This window comes from Agromyces sp. NPDC060279 (assembly GCF_042726785.1).
Classification (GTDB): domain Bacteria; phylum Actinomycetota; class Actinomycetes; order Actinomycetales; family Microbacteriaceae; genus Agromyces.
The window spans coordinates 688955-704028 of record NZ_JBHXBK010000001.1; the positions used below are offsets into that span (position 1 = coordinate 688955).

Sequence of the window (15074 nt, forward strand, 5' to 3'; positions counted from 1 at the left end):
GAGATCCCGTGTCCGAACCTCGAATCGTGCTCATCACCGGCGGCGCCGGCGGCATCGGCCGCGGCATCGCCGCCGCGTTCCGCGACGCGGGCGACCGGGTCGTCGTCGCCGACGTCGACGCGGACGCCGCACGCGCCGCCGGCGACGAGCTCGGCGTCGCGCACCTCGCCCTCGACATCACGGATGCCGAGGCCGCCGCCCGCGCGGTCGAGACGCTGGAGGCCGAGCACGGCCCGGTGGGCGTCCTCGTGAACAACGCCGGCATCCTCTCGGTGCACGGCGCGCTCACCGAGCTCGAGCCGGGCGCCTACCGCTCGATCGTCGACGTGAACATCGTCGGCACCTTCACGATCACGCAGGCGGTCGCGCGCCGCATGATCGCGAACGGCACCCGCGGGGCGATCGTGAACATCTCCTCGATCGGCGGGCGCCAGCCCACGCCCGGGATGGGCGCCTACGAGTCGAGCAAGGCCGCAGTCGACTCGCTCACCCGCTGGGCGGCGATCGAGCTCGCCGGGCACGGCATCCGCGTGAACGCGGTCGCCCCGGGCCCGGTGCTCACGCCGATGCTGCGGATGGGGATGCCGGAAGGCTCCCCCGCGCGCGAGGCCTGGTCGAGCCGGATCCCGCTCGGCAAGCTCGCCGAGGTCGAGGAGGTGGCCCCCGCCGTCGTCTTCCTCGCGAGCGAGGGCGCCGCGCACATCACGGGCGTGAGCCTCGCCGTGGACGGCGGCCAGCTGCTCACCTGAGCCGACGCGCCACACCACCGACCGAGTTGCCCGACTTTCATGAAAGTCGGGCAACTCGGAGCTGGAGGGCTGGGGCGGGGTCAGCGCTCGTAGACGACGTCGCCGTCGACGACGGTGAGCTCGACGCCCACGCCGGGCAACTCGGCCGGGGCGAGTTCCAGCGGATTCGCCTCGAGCACGCAGAGGTCGGCCGCCATCCGCGGTGCGAGGGTGCCCTTCCAGCTCTCCGCCCCGTCCTGATGCGCCGGCACCACGGTGTACGCGCGCAGCAGCTGCAGCATCCGCCGCTCGGCCTCCGCCGGCGCCGCGGCGCCCATCCAGGCATCCGCGTCCGCCAGACCCTGCCGCCAGTCCGGTGCGAGCACGGGGGCGTCCGAGCTGAGCGACACGCGCACGCCCGCCTCGATCGCGCGCCCGATCGGCCACGCCGCCGCGGCGACCTCCCCGCCGAGCACGCCGGCGACCCACGGGGCCGTCTTCGCCGCGATGCCGGCCTGCACGTTGAGCCCCATGCCGAGCCCGCGCATGCGCTCGAGCGCCGCTGGCGTGACGAGGTCGCCGTGGATGACGTAGTGACGCAGATCGGCCGGCGCCTCCGCGGCGGCGGCCTCGACCGCGTCGATGACGTGATCGATCGTGCGATCGCCGGTGGCGTGCACGCCGAGCTGGAGGCCCTGCCGGTGCACCGCGCGGATCATCTCGGCGAGGTTCGCCGCGCGCTGATCGGGGTCGCCGCCGCCCACGAGGAGTCCGCCGTGCGAACCGTCCGGATAGGCGTGCGCCGTCCAGGCCTGCAGCATCGGCGGGATGCCGTCCGCGAAGATCTTCACCCCGGCGACGCGCAGCCACGCTGGGCGCTCGGTCTGCCGCTCGAGCCCGCGCAGCCCGGCGAGGAACGCCCGCAGCTCGCTCGGCCCGTCGAGCACGCCGAACAGGGCGAGCACGTTCACGCGGGCGCGCAGCGCGCGCTCCGACTCGAGCGCGCGGTAGCTCTCGAGCACGGCCTGGCCGAAGCATCCGGTCGCGCCGTCGTCCTCGCCCGGCCCGAGGCCGGGCTCCGTGTAGCTCGTGATGCCGAGCGAGGTGATGAGCTCGCCCGCGCGCAGGATGGCCCGGCGCCGGCCGGCCTCGTCGTCGACGAGGCGGGGCCCGGCCGGGACGTGCGGATCGGCGGCGGATGCCTCGAGCGGGACGGCCTCGGCGAGCGGCCCGCCGTGCCCGCCCGACGGGACCTCGGCCGCGGCACCCGCCTCCATCGCCCCGAAGACCGTCTCGGGCCACATCGCGCCGAGCCAGGCCGCGTGCAGGTGCGAGTCGTTGATGCCCGGGATGACGGCGCGTCCGTCGAGCTCGACGACGCGCGTGCGGCGGCCGATCAGCGGCGCGATCCTCGCCTCCTCGCCGACGGCGAGCACCCGGCCGTGCCGCACGGCGATCGCGGTGCCGCGGGTGTCGGCGGCGTCGAGCGCGAGCACCGTCCCCCCGCGGAGCACCAGTTCGGCGGGCCCCTCGGCACCCGATCGTTCGACTCCCTGCACGTCTCCTCCTCGAGCGCTGGCAATTTTGGTCAACGTATGTAGAATAACCCACATCGGCGGCCGGTCGACAACGTCGCGACCGGAACCACCGCCTCGAAGGGAGCTTTCGATGACGATCCCCACGACCACCCGCGCCGCCGTGCTCACCGCGCACGGCGAGCCCCTCGAGCTGCAGGAGCTCCCGCTCCCCCAGCACGTCGAGCCCGGCGCAGCGCTCGTGCGCATCATCTGCGCGAGCCTCTGCGGCACCGACATCGAGATCTGGTCGGGCCGGATGAGCTTCCCCGGCATGCTGCCGATGGTGCTCGGCCACGAGATGGTCGGCGAGATCGTCGCCGTGGGCGACGGTACCCCCGACGCGCTCGGCCGGGAGCTCGCCGTCGGCGACCGGATCGGCTGGTCCGAGTCCACCTGCGGCGAGTGCTTCGGCTGCACCGTGCTCCGCGAGCCCGTCGCCTGCAGCCGCCGCGGCTACGGCTTCCTGCAGCGCTCCGACGTGCCGCCCTACGCGACCGCCGGTCTCGCCGACTACGCCTACGTGGTGCCCGGCGCGGCGAAGCTGCTGCTGCCCGCCGAGGTCAAGGACACCTGGGCCTCGATGGCCGGCTGCGCCGCCAAGACCGTGCTGCGCGCCTTCGGCCGAGCGGGCGGCGTGCGGCCCGGCTCCCGCGTCGTCGTGCAGGGCTCGGGCGCCCTCGGCATCTTCGCCACCGCCGTCGCGAAGCTCTCCGGCGCGGGCACGGTCATCACCGTCGGCGCCCCCGCCGAACGACTGGCGATGGCCGAGCGCTTCGGCGCCGATCACGTCGTGGGCATCGAGGGCGGCTCGGAGGCGGTCGTCGCCCGGGTGCTCGAGCTCACCGATGGGCAGGGCGCGGATCTCGTGCTCGACTTCGCCGGCGCGCCGAGCGTCGGTCCCGAGGCGATCGGCATGGCCGCCCAGCGCGGCACCTTCGTCGTCGTCGGCTCCACCGGCCCCGTCGGCGAGCCGATCGCCCTCTCGGCGATCATGGGCAAGGAGCTGACCGTCGTCGGCTCGCTGAACGGCGACATCTCCGATTACGCCCGCGCCATCGACTTCTTCCGCGCCTTCGCCGATCGGATGCCGTGGGACGACCTCTTCTCCCCCGCCGTCCCGCTCGCCGAGGCGAGTGTGCACATTGAGCGGATGCATCGGCTCGGCGAGATCAAGGCCGTCATCGACCCGCGCCTGCCCTGAGCCGGCGACCCCACGACCGCACGCCCACGACTGGAGCCACCATGACCGCACCCACCACCATCCCCACCCGCGAGATCGGCACGAGCGGCATCCGCACCGGCGTGCTCGCGCTCGGCTCCTGGCACACCTACGACCGGATGGACTTCGAGGACGCCGTCGAGCTCGTCGCGACCGCCGTCGAGCGCGGCATCACCCTCTTCGACGTCGGCGTCTACGGCTTCCCCGGCATGCGCCCGCCGGCGATCACCGACGTGCTGTTCTCGGCGATCGTGCGCGGCGCCGGGCTCGCCCGAGCGCAGTACCAGCTCTCCGAGAAGCTCTGGCTCGAGGGCTACGGCGAGGGCGGGTTCCGGCCGCAGCTCGAGCGGGCGCTCTTCCGCGTCGGCACCGAGTACGCCGACCTCGTCATCCTCGGCGACCTCCGCCGCGACGACCTGTCGCTGCGCGAGCTCGTGCTGGACCTCGCCGGCCTCGCCGAGGCCGGGCTCATCCGCGCCTGGGGCGTGAACAACTGGTCGGCGACGAACATCCGCACGCTGCTCGAGCTCGCCGAGGCCGAGGGGGTGCCCGGCCCGCAGATCGCGCAGCTGAAGTACAGCGTCGCCCGCCGCGCCATCCCCGACGGCGAGCCCTTCGCCGCCCTCTGGGAACGCGGCTTCAGCATGCAGGCCTCCGACGTCATGGAGGGCGGCATCCTCGCCGGCCGGGTCGAGCGCGAGCGCGAGGTGGGCCGCGACCCCGGCGACATCCGCGCTCGCATCGTCGAGCAGGTGCCCGAGTTCGTCGCGCTGGCCGAGTCGCTCGACGCGAGCCCCGCCCAGCTCGCCGTCGCCTTCACGCTCACCCACCCGGCGAACACCACGACGCTCTTCGGCGCGACCCGGATGGCGCAGCTCGAACAGAACCTCGCGGCCGTCGAGCTCGCCGAGCGCATCGGCGCCGCCGAGCTGCGCCGGCTCGTCGAGCCGTTCTGGGCCGACCGCGGGATCGTCGACCCCGAAGGGCCCTGAGCCGCGCACCCGAGCAGCCCGGCCAGCCCGGCCAGCCCGAGGCATCCCACCACCCACCGTCCCATCGACCGATCGAGAGCCGAGACCATGACCGCCTATCCGCCCGTGCCGTTCGCCGACGAACTGCTGCCCGCCCTCGAGGCCATGAACGCCGCCCCGCAGCCGCCGCTCACGGAGGAGAGTCTGCCGCACACCCGGGAGGGCGCCGACCGGATGTTCCCCTCCGCCGCCGAGCTTGTCGCCGGCCGCGCCGTCGAGGCCGAGGAACGGGTGATCCCGGGCCCGGCGGGCTCCCCCGAGCTCGAGATCACGATCTTCCGCCCGGCGGGGCACGCCGCGGCGAGCACGCCGCTGCCGGCGCTCGTCAACTACCACGGCGGCGGCATGATCGTCGGTCACCGCTCCTGGGAGCACGGCCGGGTCGTCGACCTCGTGGAGTCGCTCGGCGTCGTCGGCGTGAACGTCGAGTACCGCCTCGCCCCCGAGCACCCCTACCCCGCCGGCGTCGAGGACAACTACGCCGCCTTCGTCTGGACGGCCGAGCACGCCGCCGAGCTCGGCGTCGACCCCGAGCGGATCGTCGTCATGGGCGGCAGCGCGGGCGGCGGCTTCGCGGCCGCGGTCGCCCTGATGGCGCGCGACCGGAAGGGCCCCGCGCTCGCCGGCCAGCTGCTGATCTGCCCCATGCTCGACAACACGAACAGCACCGTGGGCAGCTACCAGTACGACGGCATCGGCACCTGGCAGCGCGAACTCAACCTGCTCGCCTGGCGGATGGTGCTCGGCGCCGAGCTCGCCGGCTCCACGGAGGCGCCCGCCTACGCCGCGCCGAGCCGCGCCGCCGACCTCTCCGGCCTCGCCCCCGCGTTCATCGAGGTCGGCGCGGCGGAGATGTTCCGCGACGAGGACGTGGACTACGCGAGCCGCATCTGGGCGACCGGTGGCCAGGCCGAGCTGCACGTCTGGGGCGGCGCCTTCCACGGCTTCGACATGTACGCGCCCGACACCGAGCTCACCCGTGCGGCCCTCGCCTCGCGGGACTCCTGGCTCCGCCGGGTGCTCGGCCTCTGACCCGGGCGCCCGGCCGCTGAGCCGGCGACCTCACCGACCCCGACGTCCGTGCCGGCGGAACGCCTGCCCCGCCGGCACGGACGACTCGGACCCGCACAGACCACGCACCCGCGCACCGCACCCGCACCTCCACCGGAACGAGGGAATCCCGATGACCACCGACGCCGCGCCGACCCCGGTGCCCTACGACCCCGCCCTCGAGCCGGGCCTCGCCGCGTTCCTCGAGCTCGTCGAGCGCATCCCGCTCCGGGCCGACACGATCCTCGCCAACCGGGCGCACTTCGCCACCATCATCCCGCCGATCGAGGCGCAGATCGGCGAACTGCCGCTCGAGTTCGAGCACCGCCGTGTGCCGGGTCCGGCCGGTGCCCCGGAGGTCGAGGTGACGATCATCCGCCCCCGCGAGCGCGCCGCGGCCGCCGCACCCGGCGTGCTCGGCATCCACGGCGGCGGCCTCGTGCTCGGCACCCGCTTCTTCGGCACCCCCGAGCTCATCGAGCTCGCGCTGCGCTACGGCACGGTCGGCGTCGCCGTCGAGTACCGCCTCGCCCCCGAGCACCCGGGCCCCGCCGCGGTCGAGGACTGCTACGCGGCGCTCGAGTGGTTCGCCGCGCACGCCGCCGAGCTCGGCGTCGACCCCGAGCGGATCATCGTCTCCGGCGCCAGCGCGGGCGGCGGCCTCTCCGCCGGCGTCTCGCTGCTCGCGCGCGAGCGCGGCGGGCCCCGGCTCGCCGGGCAGCTCCTCAACTGCCCGATGCTCGACGACCGCAACGAGACCGTCTCGAGCCGGCAGTACGACGGCATCGGGGCGTGGGACCGCAACAACAACGACACCGCGTGGACCGCGGTGCTCGGCGAGCGCCGCTTCGGCGACGACGTCTCCCCCGCCGTCGCGCCCGCGCGGGCCGCCGAGCTCGGCGGCCTGCCGCCCGCCTACCTCGAGGTCGGCGCGGCGGAGGTGTTCCGGGACGAGACGGTCGCCTACGCCTCCCGGATCTGGGCGGCCGGCGGCCAGGCGGAACTGCACGTGTGGGCCGGCGCGTACCACGGCTTCTCGGGCTTCTCGCCCGAGGCGATCGTGTCCCAAGCGGCGAACGAGGCGCGCGACAGCTGGCTCCGGCGCACGCTCGGCGTCGAGCCGGCCGAACGATCCGAGCCATCCGAGCCGTCGCCGTGACGCACGACGCGGGCGCCGCCCGGCCCGCCGGCTCCGCCCGGCCGGTCATGGGCGTCGGCCGGGCGATGCTCGTGCTCGGCCTGCTCGAGGCCTTCGGCCCGCTGTCGATGGACCTCTATCTGCCGAGCCTGCCGCAGCTCGCGACGAGCCTCGGCACGAGCGACGCCCTCGCCCAGGCGACCATGTCGGTCTGCATGATCGGGCTCGGGCTCGGCCAGCTCGTCGCGGGGCCGCTGAGCGACCGCTTCGGCCGTCGCCGGCCGCTCCTCGTCGGGGTCGCGCTGTTCACCGTGCTCTCGCTCGTCTGCGTCGTGGCGCCGAGCATCGAGGTGCTGCTGCTCGCCCGCTTCCTGCAGGGGCTCGCCGGCTCGGCGGGCATCGTGATCTGCCTGGCGGTTGCGCGCGACCTCTATTCGGGCGCGGAGCTCAGCCGCATGCTCTCCCTGCTGATGCTCGTCAGCGCCTCCGCGCCGATCGTCGCGCCCGTCATCGGCGGCCAGCTCGCGCTCGTCATGGACTGGCGCGGCATCTTCGGCGTGCTCGGCGGTGTCGGTGCGCTGCTCTTCGTGCTCGCGCTCACGCTCATGCGCGAGACGCTGCCGCCCGAGCGCCGGCACGGCGGCGGCGTCGCCGCGAGCGGGCGGCATCTCGGCGCGCTCGCCCGCGACGGGCTCTTCCTCGCCGTGCTCGGCGCCTCGGCGGCGGGCGGCGTCGCCTTCTTCGCCTACCTCTCGATGTCGAGCTTCGTGCTCCAGGACGAGTTCGGCCTGAGCCCGCAGCTGTTCTCGCTGTGCTTCGCGGCGAACGCCGTGGCGAACATGGCGGGCGCGCAGCTCAGCCGCGTGCTCGTGCGCCGCACCGGGCCCGCCCGGATGTACCTGATCGGCCTCAGCGTCACGGCCGCCTGCGCCCTGCTGCTGCTCGGCGGCGCGATCGCCGGCGTCGCCCTCTGGGTGATCCTCGCGCTCGGCCTCTTCCTCGCGAGCGTCGGCGTAGGCGGTCCGAACGGCTCCACGCTCGCGCTCTCGGCGCACGGGGAACGGGCGGGCACGGCATCCGCCGTCCTCGGCACCGCGCAGTTCACCGTCGGCCCGATCGTGGCGCCGCTCGCCTCGCTCACCGGGGCGACCGCGCTCGCGATGGGTTCGACGATCGCCGCGGGCGCGCTCGTCGCGCTCGCGCTCGGCTGGGCCGTCGTGTTCCCCGCCCTCCGTCGCCGCGGCGCCCTCGCCCCCTGAACTCCACCCAGACCCCACCCCCGAGTTGCCCGACTTTCATGAAAGTCGGGCAACTCGGGGTGTGGTCGGGGCGGCGGTCAGCCGGCGAGGAGGAAGCGGGCGGCCTGCTCGCCGATCAGCACGGACGGGGCGTTCGTGTTGCCCGTCGTCACCCGCGGCATGATCGAGGCGTCCGCGACGCGCAGCCCCGCGACGCCGTGCACGCGCAGCTTCGGGTCGACCACGGCCTCGGGCCCGATGCCCATCGCGCAGGTGCCGACCTGGTGGTGGTAGGTGATCGCGGTCGAGCGGACGTAGGCCTCGAGCTCCTCGTCCGAGACCTCCGGCCCCGGGTAGAGCTCGCTCGCGCCCCACGCCTCGGCGAGCGCGGGCTGCCGCCCGATGCGGCGGCACTGCGCGACCGAGGCGACGAGGGAGCGCACGTCGTCGGGGTGCGAGAGCGCGCCGAGGTCGATGCGCAGGGGGTCGTGCGGCTCGGGCCCGGACAGGCGGATGCTGCCCCGGCTCTTCGGCGTCACGATCCCGGCCATGAGCGAGAAGCCGTCGCCCGGCCCCGTCATGCCCTCCTGGTACATCGGCACGCTGAAGTGGATCGGCTGGGTGTCGGGCACCTCGAGCGCGGGGTCGCTCTTCCAGAACAGGTGCGTCTGGGTCACCGAGACGCCCTCGTGCGGCGGGCCGACGGGGCGCTCGGTCGTGAAGATCACCGGCGACAGCAGGTGGTCGTGCAGGTTGCGGCCGACGCCGGGCAGGTCCGCGACGGACTCGATGCCGAGCTCGGCGAGCTCGTCGGCCGGCCCGATGCCGCTGCGCAGCAGGATCCGCGGCGAGTCGATCGCGCCGGCGGCGAGCACGACCTCGTCGGCGCGCAGCTCGTGCAGTTCGCCGCCCTGCTCGTAGACGACGCCCACGACGCGCGGTCCGCCGTCCGAAGCGCCGCCGGGCCCGGGCTCCGCGAAGAGCAGCCGGTGCACGTGGCAGCCGACGCGGACGTCGACCGCGTCGCGCACGGGCGCGAGGTAGGCGAGATAGGTGTTCAGGCGACGGCCGTCGCGCATGGTCACCTGCTCCTGCGAGACGCCGTCGAGGTGGTCGCCGTTGTAGTCGGGGTTGTGCTCGAGCCCCTCCTCGACGGCGGCCTCGATGATCGACGCCTGGATCGGGTCGAGCGGGTAGTCGTCGGTCACGTCGAGCAGGCCGGCGTCGCCGTGCAGCTCCGAGGCGCCGCCCGAGAAGCGCTCGATGTCGCGATAGATCGGCAGCACCTCGGCCCACGACCAGCCCTCGTTGCCGAGGCTCGCCCAGTGGTCGTAGTCGGCGGGCGCGCAGCGCACCCAGATCATGGCGTTCAGCGAGTGCGAGCCGCCGAGCACCTTGCCGCGGGGCAGGTGCAGGCGCCGATCCGCGGCGGCGGGCTGCGGTTCGGTGAAGTAGTCCCAGTCGTCGGGGCTGTGCCACAGCTCGCCCATCCGGCTCGGGTCGTGGATGGCGGGGTTCGTGTCCTCACCGCCCGCCTCGAGCACGGTGACCGAGACGCCGGCGTCGGCGAGGCGGCGCGCGATGACGCTGCCTGCGGAGCCCGCGCCCACGACGACGACGCGACGTGCGCCGCCGGCGGACTCGGGGGTGACGGTGGACTGGGGGGTTGCGGCCACTGGCGTTCCTCTCCATCGGGGATGCCTCGAGGCTGCCAGGCCGGCACCGCCCCGGCGAGCGCCACGGCGGCCCAGTACGCACACGGTCAACGCTCGTGCTCGCCAGGTCAAGGCCGGCCGCGCGGGCGCTCGTAGCGTGGGATCCGACCGGATTCACCCGGTCTCGACCGGACTCTCTGAGTGGAGGAATCCATGGAAAGCTACGACCGCCTCCTCGAGGCGATCACGCCGTCGTCGGGGCCGTCCCGCGACGTGCACGACCCCGCGACGGGCGAGCTCATCGGCACCGCCCCCGTGCAGGACGTCGCCGATCTCGAGCGCGCCATCGACACCGCCGTCGCCGCGCAGCCGGCGTGGGCCGCGCTCCCCGACGAGGAGCGCCGCGGCTACCTGCACCGCGCCGCGGACGCGATCGAAGCCGCGGCCGAGCCGCTCGCCGAGCTCCTCTCGCGCGAGCAGGGCAAGCCGCTGAACGGCCCGAACGCCCGCTTCGAGGTCGGCGCCTGCGTGGCGTGGCTGCGCGCCACCGCCGAGACGCCGCTGCCCGTCGAGGTCGTCGTCGACGACGGCGAGAACTACGCCGAGCTGCACTACCGCCCGATCGGCGTCGTGGGCGCGATCTCGCCGTGGAACTGGCCGATGATGATCGCGATCTGGCAGATCGCCCCCTCGCTGCGGATGGGCAACACCGTGGTCGCGAAGCCGGCCGAGACGACGACGCTCTCGGGGCTCGCCCTCGTCGCCGTCATGAACGAGGTGCTGCCCGCCGGCGTGCTGAACATCGTGGCCGGACCCGGTCGCACCGTCGGCGACGCGCTCACGAAGAGCCCGAAGGTCGGCAAGATCATGTTCACCGGCTCCACCCCGGTGGGCAAGCGCATCATCGAGGCGAGCGCGAACAACGTCACCCGGCTCACCCTCGAGCTGGGCGGCAACGACGCCGGCATCGTGCTGCCCGACGTCGACCCCGCGGCGATCGCCGAGAACCTGTTCTGGGGCGCGTTCATCAACACGGGCCAGACCTGCGCCGCCCTGAAGCGCCTCTACGTGCACGACTCCGTGTACGACGAGGTCGTCGCGGCGCTCGTGGAGGTCGCCAAGAACGTGCCGATGGGCGTCGGCCTCGACGAGCAGAACGTGCTCGGCCCGCTGCAGAACCGCGGTCAGTACGAGATCGTCGATCGCCTCGTCGAGTCGGCGAAGGCCTCCGGTGCCCGTGTGGTGCTGGGCGGCGACCCCGACCACGACGCCGTCGGCAACTTCTACCCGACGACGATCGTCGCCGACATCGATCCGCACAATGACCTCGTCGTCGAGGAGCAGTTCGGGCCGGCCCTGCCGGTCATCCGCTACACGGACCTCGACGAGGTCGTGGGCCTCGCGAACGAGCTCGAGGTCGGCCTCGGCGCCTCCGTCTGGTCGGCGGACCGCGACCGGGCCCGCGAGATCGCGGCGCGCCTGCAGGCCGGCACGGTGTGGATCAACTCGCACGGCGGACTGCACCCGATGGTGCCGTTCGGCGGGGCGAAGCAGTCCGGCTACGGCCGCGAGTTCGGGGTCGAGGGTCTGAAGGCCGTCGCCGAGCCGCAGGTCGTCAGCGGCTGAGCCGAGCAGCGCGACGAAGAAGGGCCCCGCTCGACGAGCGGGGCCCTTCCTCGTGCCCGGCGGGGCGGGGCTGGTGCCCGGGATCGTGCCGGTCGGGCGGCGTCCGCCTCGTCAGGCGGCGCGCTCGCCGCGCAGCGCCAGCCACGCCTCGCGGCGCTGGGCCTGCAGCGCGGGGTCCGCGACCGGCGAGGCCATCAGCAGGCGGCGGCTGTAGGCGTCCTGCGGGTCGCCGGTGACCTGCTCGCCGTCGCCGGTCTCGACGATCGTGCCGCGGTACATCACCGCGACGCGGTGGCAGACGCGGCGCACGACGCCGAGGTCGTGCGAGACGAAGAGGTACGAGACGCCGGTGTCGCGCTGGAGCTCGATGAACAGGTCGAGGATCGTCGCCTGCGTCGTGAGGTCGAGCGCGCTCACCGGCTCGTCGCAGATGATCAGCTTCGGCCGGCGCACGAGCGCCCGCGCGATCGCGATGCGCTGCCGCTGCCCGCCCGAGAACTCGCTCGGGTAGCGGTCGATGACGTGCGTCGGCAGGCGCACGCGGTCGAGCATCTCGCCCACGACGGCCTTCGCCTCGGCACGGCTCGCACCGGCGGTGGCGAGCGGTTCGGCGAGGATGTCGCCCACGGTCATCAGCGGGTCGAGCGAGCCGTACGGGTCCTGGAAGACGACCTGGATGTCGGCGGCGAGCGCCCGACGGTCCCGGCCCGAGGCGTGCGTGATGTCGCGGCCGTCGAAGGCGATCGAGCCGCCCGCGACGGGCACGAGGCCGAGGATCGCCTTGCCGAGGGTCGACTTGCCCGAGCCGGACTCGCCGACGAGGCCGAGGCATTCGCCGGGGGCGATCTCGAGCGAGACCTCGTGCAGCACCCGGTTCGGCTTGCGGCGGGTGCCGTACTCGACGACGACGTCCTTCGCCTGCAGCAGCGTTGCTGCGGATGCGGTCGCGCTCATGCGCGCACCTCCTTGCGGTCGGCCTCGGTCGAGGCATCCGTGGCTGTGGGGGCCGCGGCGTCCAGGGCGCCGGCGTCCGGTGCGGTGGAGCCGGTCAGCGCGAACGCGCGGTCCAGCTCGGCGCGGCTCTCGGCGCCGTCGAGCGAGGCCGCGATGAGCTCCCGCGTGTACGGCTCCTCGGGGTTCGAGAACAGCTGCGCCACCTCGCCGATCTCGACGATGGAGCCGTGCCGCATGACGACGACGCGGTCGCAGATGTCGGCGACGACGCCGAAGTTGTGGGTGACGATGACGAGCGCCATCCGGTACTCCTGCTGCAGTTCGCGCAGGAGCTCCAGCACCTCGGCCTGCACCGTCACGTCGAGCGCCGTGGTCGGCTCGTCGGCCACGAGCACCGAGGGCTTCGCGGCGATCGCGCCGGCGATGAGCACGCGCTGCGCCATGCCGCCCGACAGCTCGTGCGGGTAGGCCCGCATGACCCGGGGCGGATCGGCGATGCCGACCCGTTCGAGCATCGCGAGCGCCCTGGCCTTCGCATCGGCGCGGCTCATCCCGTGCACGGCGCGCAGCGGCTCGGTGAGCTGGTGCCCGATCGTGAACGAGGGGTCGAGGTTCGTCATCGGCTCCTGCGGCACGTAGCCGATCTCGCGGCCGAGCAGGCGCGCCCGCTCGCGGCGGCCGAGCGAGGTGACGTCCTCGCCGCCGATCCAGATCGCGTCGGCCGTGTAGCTGCCGGTCTTCGGCAGCAGGTCGAGCACCGAGAACACGGTCTGCGACTTGCCGGAGCCGGACTCGCCGACGATGCCGAGCACCTCGCCGGGCGCCACGTCGAGCGTGATGCCGTGCACCACCTCGACCTCGCCGTCGGCCGTCTCGTAGCGCACCCGCAGGTTCTCGATCTGCACCGCCGAGTCCACCGCGGCGTGCGCGACGGCGCCCGTCGAGGCGGTCACGGCGAGCGGCTCGCCGGAGGCCGCGGCCCGCTCCGCCGCGCGGCGGGCGCGGCGCGCCTTCCGCGAGGGCAGCGGGGCGGTGACGCTCACGACGTCGGCGAGGGTCGAGCCGAGCACCGCGAGGGCGGCGATGGAGATGCCGAGGGCGAGCGAGGGCCAGAGCAGCAGCAGTGGGTCGGTGCGCATGACCCGGAAGCCCTCGTTCATCGCGGCGCCCCAGCCGGGGGTCGTGCCGCCGCCGATGCCGAGGAACTGCAGGCCCGCCTGCATGCCCATCGCCATGCCGGCGGTCAGCGCGGACTGGATCACGATCGGCGCGACGACGGGGCGGATGACGTGCCGCCCCATGATGCGCGCGTGCGAGAGGCCGGAGACCTTCGCCGCGTCGACGTAGGCCTCGTTGCGCACGGCGAGCACCGTCGCGCGGGTGAGGCGGAAGTAGCCGGGCGCCATGAACACACCGACGGTGACCATGAGCAGGTTGAAGTCGTTGCCGGTGTTCGCGCCGACGATGAGCAGGATGATCATGCCGGGCACCGACTGCACGGCGTCACTGATCCAGGTGCCGATGCGGTCGGTCGCGCCGCCGAAGTAGCCCGCCGCGAGGCCCGAGGGCACGCCGATGACGAGCGAGGTCACGATCGCCACGAGTGCGCCCCAGAGCGTGATCTGGGTGCCCCAGATCAGCCGGCTCAGCACGTCGCGGCCGGTCGTGTCGCCGCCGAGCGGGTGCTCGGGGCTCGGCAGGGCGCGGGTGATGGAGAGGTCGACGAAGTTCGGGTCGTACGGGGCGAGCAGCGGCGCGAAGACCGCGACGAGCACGATCAGCACGAGGATGCCGAAGGAGATCGCGCCAGCGGGGCGCTTCAGCAGGCGGACGAAGACGGAGCCGCGACGGCCGGCTCGGGTGTCGATGTTCTCGGTCAGCGGGGAGGTCACTTCACACGCGCCTTCGGGTTGATCCAGCCGAGCAGGATGTCGAGCAGGAAGTTGATGATGACGACGAAGACGACCGTCACGACGGTGATGCCGAGCAGCATCGGGATGTCGCCGTTCTGCGAGGACGCCTGCGTGAGGGGCCCGATGCCGGGCAGCGCGAAGATCTGCTCGACGATGATGGCGCCCGACAGCAGACCGACGAACATGAGCGCGAGGATCGTGAGCGAGGGCGGGGCGGAGTTCCGCAGCAGGTGCACGACGATCCGCCACTGCGGCAGGCCGCGGCTGCGGAGCGTGCGCATGTAGTCGAGGCCGTCGGCGCGGATGATCGCGTTGCGGAGCTGCTCGGCGATCATCACGACGGCGCCGAGGGCGAGGGAGATCGCGGGCAGGGTGATCGATTGGAGCCATCCGCCGACCGACTGCTGCGGCTGCACGTAGCCCACCGCGGGGAACCACTTGAGCTGCACCGCGAACGTCATCACGAGCAGGAGCGCCACCCAGAATCCGGGCAGGGCGAAGAGGATGACGGCGCCGGCCTTCACGAGCTTGTCGATCCAGGTGCCGGGGCGGAGGCCGGCGAGCACGCCGAGCAGGCCGCCGAGCACGGCGGAGAGCAGCACCGCGGCGGTGACGACCGAGAGGGTGACGGGCAGCTTGAGCGCGATCTGCGCGCCGACGGGCTGGAAGTTCTTCCAGGAGTCGCCGAGGTCGCCGCGGAAGAGCCCCGCGATCCACTCGCCGAACTGCACGATCACGGGCCGGTCGGTGCCGATCTTGGCCGCGAGCGCCTGCTGCGCCTCGGGGGTGGCGGCGCTGCCGAGGAGGCCGAGCGTCGGGTCGGGGATCGCGGCGTGCGCCAGGAAGAAGGTCGCGGTCGCCACGACGACGAGCAGGATCACGCCGGAGACGAGCCGTTTGAGCGTGAAGGTGAGCATGGGGACTCCTGGATCGGGTGCGGACTCG

At 73.6% G+C, this 15074-nt stretch carries 12 protein-coding genes; 7 read left to right on the forward strand and 5 right to left on the reverse strand.

All coding sequences use genetic code 11. The features are described from left to right. Window positions 1-8 precede the first annotated feature (8 nt). Window positions 9-749, forward strand: coding sequence for an SDR family NAD(P)-dependent oxidoreductase (locus tag ACFWE1_RS03250; protein ID WP_376932098.1), 741 nt, complete (start codon window positions 9-11; stop codon window positions 747-749). An 80-nt stretch (window positions 750-829) separates the two neighbouring features. Here ACFWE1_RS03250 and ACFWE1_RS03255 read toward each other — a convergent pair whose 3' ends face one another. Continuing rightward, window positions 830-2287: an amidohydrolase gene (locus ACFWE1_RS03255; protein ID WP_376932099.1), complete on the reverse strand. Its 1458-nt coding sequence runs from the start codon at window positions 2285-2287 to the stop codon at window positions 830-832. A 109-nt stretch (window positions 2288-2396) separates the two neighbouring features. Here ACFWE1_RS03255 and ACFWE1_RS03260 point away from each other — a divergent pair, with 109 nt between their 5' ends. From ACFWE1_RS03260 to ACFWE1_RS03280, 5 genes are all read left to right on the forward strand, one after another. Further along, the gene (locus ACFWE1_RS03260) at window positions 2397-3506 is read left to right on the forward strand and encodes a zinc-binding dehydrogenase (RefSeq protein ID WP_376932100.1); all 1110 of its coding nucleotides are present in this window, start codon (window positions 2397-2399) and stop codon (window positions 3504-3506) included. Between the two features lie 41 nt (window positions 3507-3547). Then, window positions 3548-4516, forward strand: a complete 969-nt coding sequence (locus ACFWE1_RS03265) for an aldo/keto reductase (RefSeq protein WP_376932101.1) — start codon at window positions 3548-3550, stop codon at window positions 4514-4516. A gap of 87 nt (window positions 4517-4603) precedes the next feature. After that, on the forward strand, window positions 4604-5587 hold the full coding sequence (locus ACFWE1_RS03270) for an alpha/beta hydrolase (protein ID WP_376932102.1): 984 nt from the start codon (window positions 4604-4606) through the stop codon (window positions 5585-5587). A 151-nt stretch (window positions 5588-5738) separates the two neighbouring features. Next, window positions 5739-6764 carry an alpha/beta hydrolase gene (locus ACFWE1_RS03275; protein ID WP_376932103.1) on the forward strand — a complete coding sequence of 342 codons (1026 nt, stop codon included), beginning with the start codon at window positions 5739-5741 and terminating at the stop codon, window positions 6762-6764. Further along, window positions 6761-8002: a multidrug effflux MFS transporter gene (locus ACFWE1_RS03280; RefSeq protein WP_376932104.1), complete on the forward strand. Its 1242-nt coding sequence runs from the start codon at window positions 6761-6763 to the stop codon at window positions 8000-8002. The genes ACFWE1_RS03275 and ACFWE1_RS03280 overlap by 4 nt, the downstream gene beginning before the upstream one ends. A gap of 77 nt (window positions 8003-8079) precedes the next feature. On the opposite strand, the gene ACFWE1_RS03285 is transcribed toward ACFWE1_RS03280, so the two are convergent. Then, window positions 8080-9657 (reverse strand): GMC family oxidoreductase, encoded by a 1578-nt coding sequence (locus tag ACFWE1_RS03285; RefSeq protein WP_376932105.1) that lies wholly within the window; start codon window positions 9655-9657, stop codon window positions 8080-8082. A gap of 192 nt (window positions 9658-9849) precedes the next feature. Here ACFWE1_RS03285 and ACFWE1_RS03290 point away from each other — a divergent pair, with 192 nt between their 5' ends. Next, a complete protein-coding gene (locus ACFWE1_RS03290) occupies window positions 9850-11262 on the forward strand; it encodes an aldehyde dehydrogenase family protein (protein ID WP_376932106.1) in 1413 nt (470 codons plus the stop codon). Between the two features lie 111 nt (window positions 11263-11373). Here the strand turns inward: ACFWE1_RS03290 and ACFWE1_RS03295 are convergent, their stop codons facing one another. From ACFWE1_RS03295 to ACFWE1_RS03305, 3 genes are read right to left on the reverse strand one after another with little or no spacing between them, the layout of a single operon-like run. Then, a complete protein-coding gene (locus ACFWE1_RS03295) occupies window positions 11374-12216 on the reverse strand; it encodes an ABC transporter ATP-binding protein (protein WP_376932107.1) in 843 nt (280 codons plus the stop codon). Beyond that, the gene (locus ACFWE1_RS03300) at window positions 12213-14108 is read right to left on the reverse strand and encodes a dipeptide/oligopeptide/nickel ABC transporter permease/ATP-binding protein (RefSeq protein ID WP_376932108.1); all 1896 of its coding nucleotides are present in this window, start codon (window positions 14106-14108) and stop codon (window positions 12213-12215) included. The genes ACFWE1_RS03295 and ACFWE1_RS03300 overlap by 4 nt, the downstream gene beginning before the upstream one ends. Beyond that, window positions 14105-15046, reverse strand: coding sequence for an ABC transporter permease (locus ACFWE1_RS03305; protein ID WP_376932109.1), 942 nt, complete (start codon window positions 15044-15046; stop codon window positions 14105-14107). Before ACFWE1_RS03305 ends, ACFWE1_RS03300 begins: the two co-directional genes overlap by 4 nt. Window positions 15047-15074 lie beyond the last annotated feature (28 nt).

Coding starts and splice junctions, on each gene's coding strand:
- ACFWE1_RS03295 (WP_376932107.1), bottom strand. CDS start 12,216: ATGAGCGCGACCGCATCCGCAGCAACGCTGCTGCAGGCGAAGGACGTC.
- ACFWE1_RS03275 (WP_376932103.1), top strand. CDS start 5,739: ATGACCACCGACGCCGCGCCGACCCCGGTGCCCTACGACCCCGCCCTC.
- ACFWE1_RS03265 (WP_376932101.1), top strand. CDS start 3,548: ATGACCGCACCCACCACCATCCCCACCCGCGAGATCGGCACGAGCGGC.
- ACFWE1_RS03305 (WP_376932109.1), bottom strand. CDS start 15,046: ATGCTCACCTTCACGCTCAAACGGCTCGTCTCCGGCGTGATCCTGCTC.
- ACFWE1_RS03270 (WP_376932102.1), top strand. CDS start 4,604: ATGACCGCCTATCCGCCCGTGCCGTTCGCCGACGAACTGCTGCCCGCC.
- ACFWE1_RS03290 (WP_376932106.1), top strand. CDS start 9,850: ATGGAAAGCTACGACCGCCTCCTCGAGGCGATCACGCCGTCGTCGGGG.
- ACFWE1_RS03260 (WP_376932100.1), top strand. CDS start 2,397: ATGACGATCCCCACGACCACCCGCGCCGCCGTGCTCACCGCGCACGGC.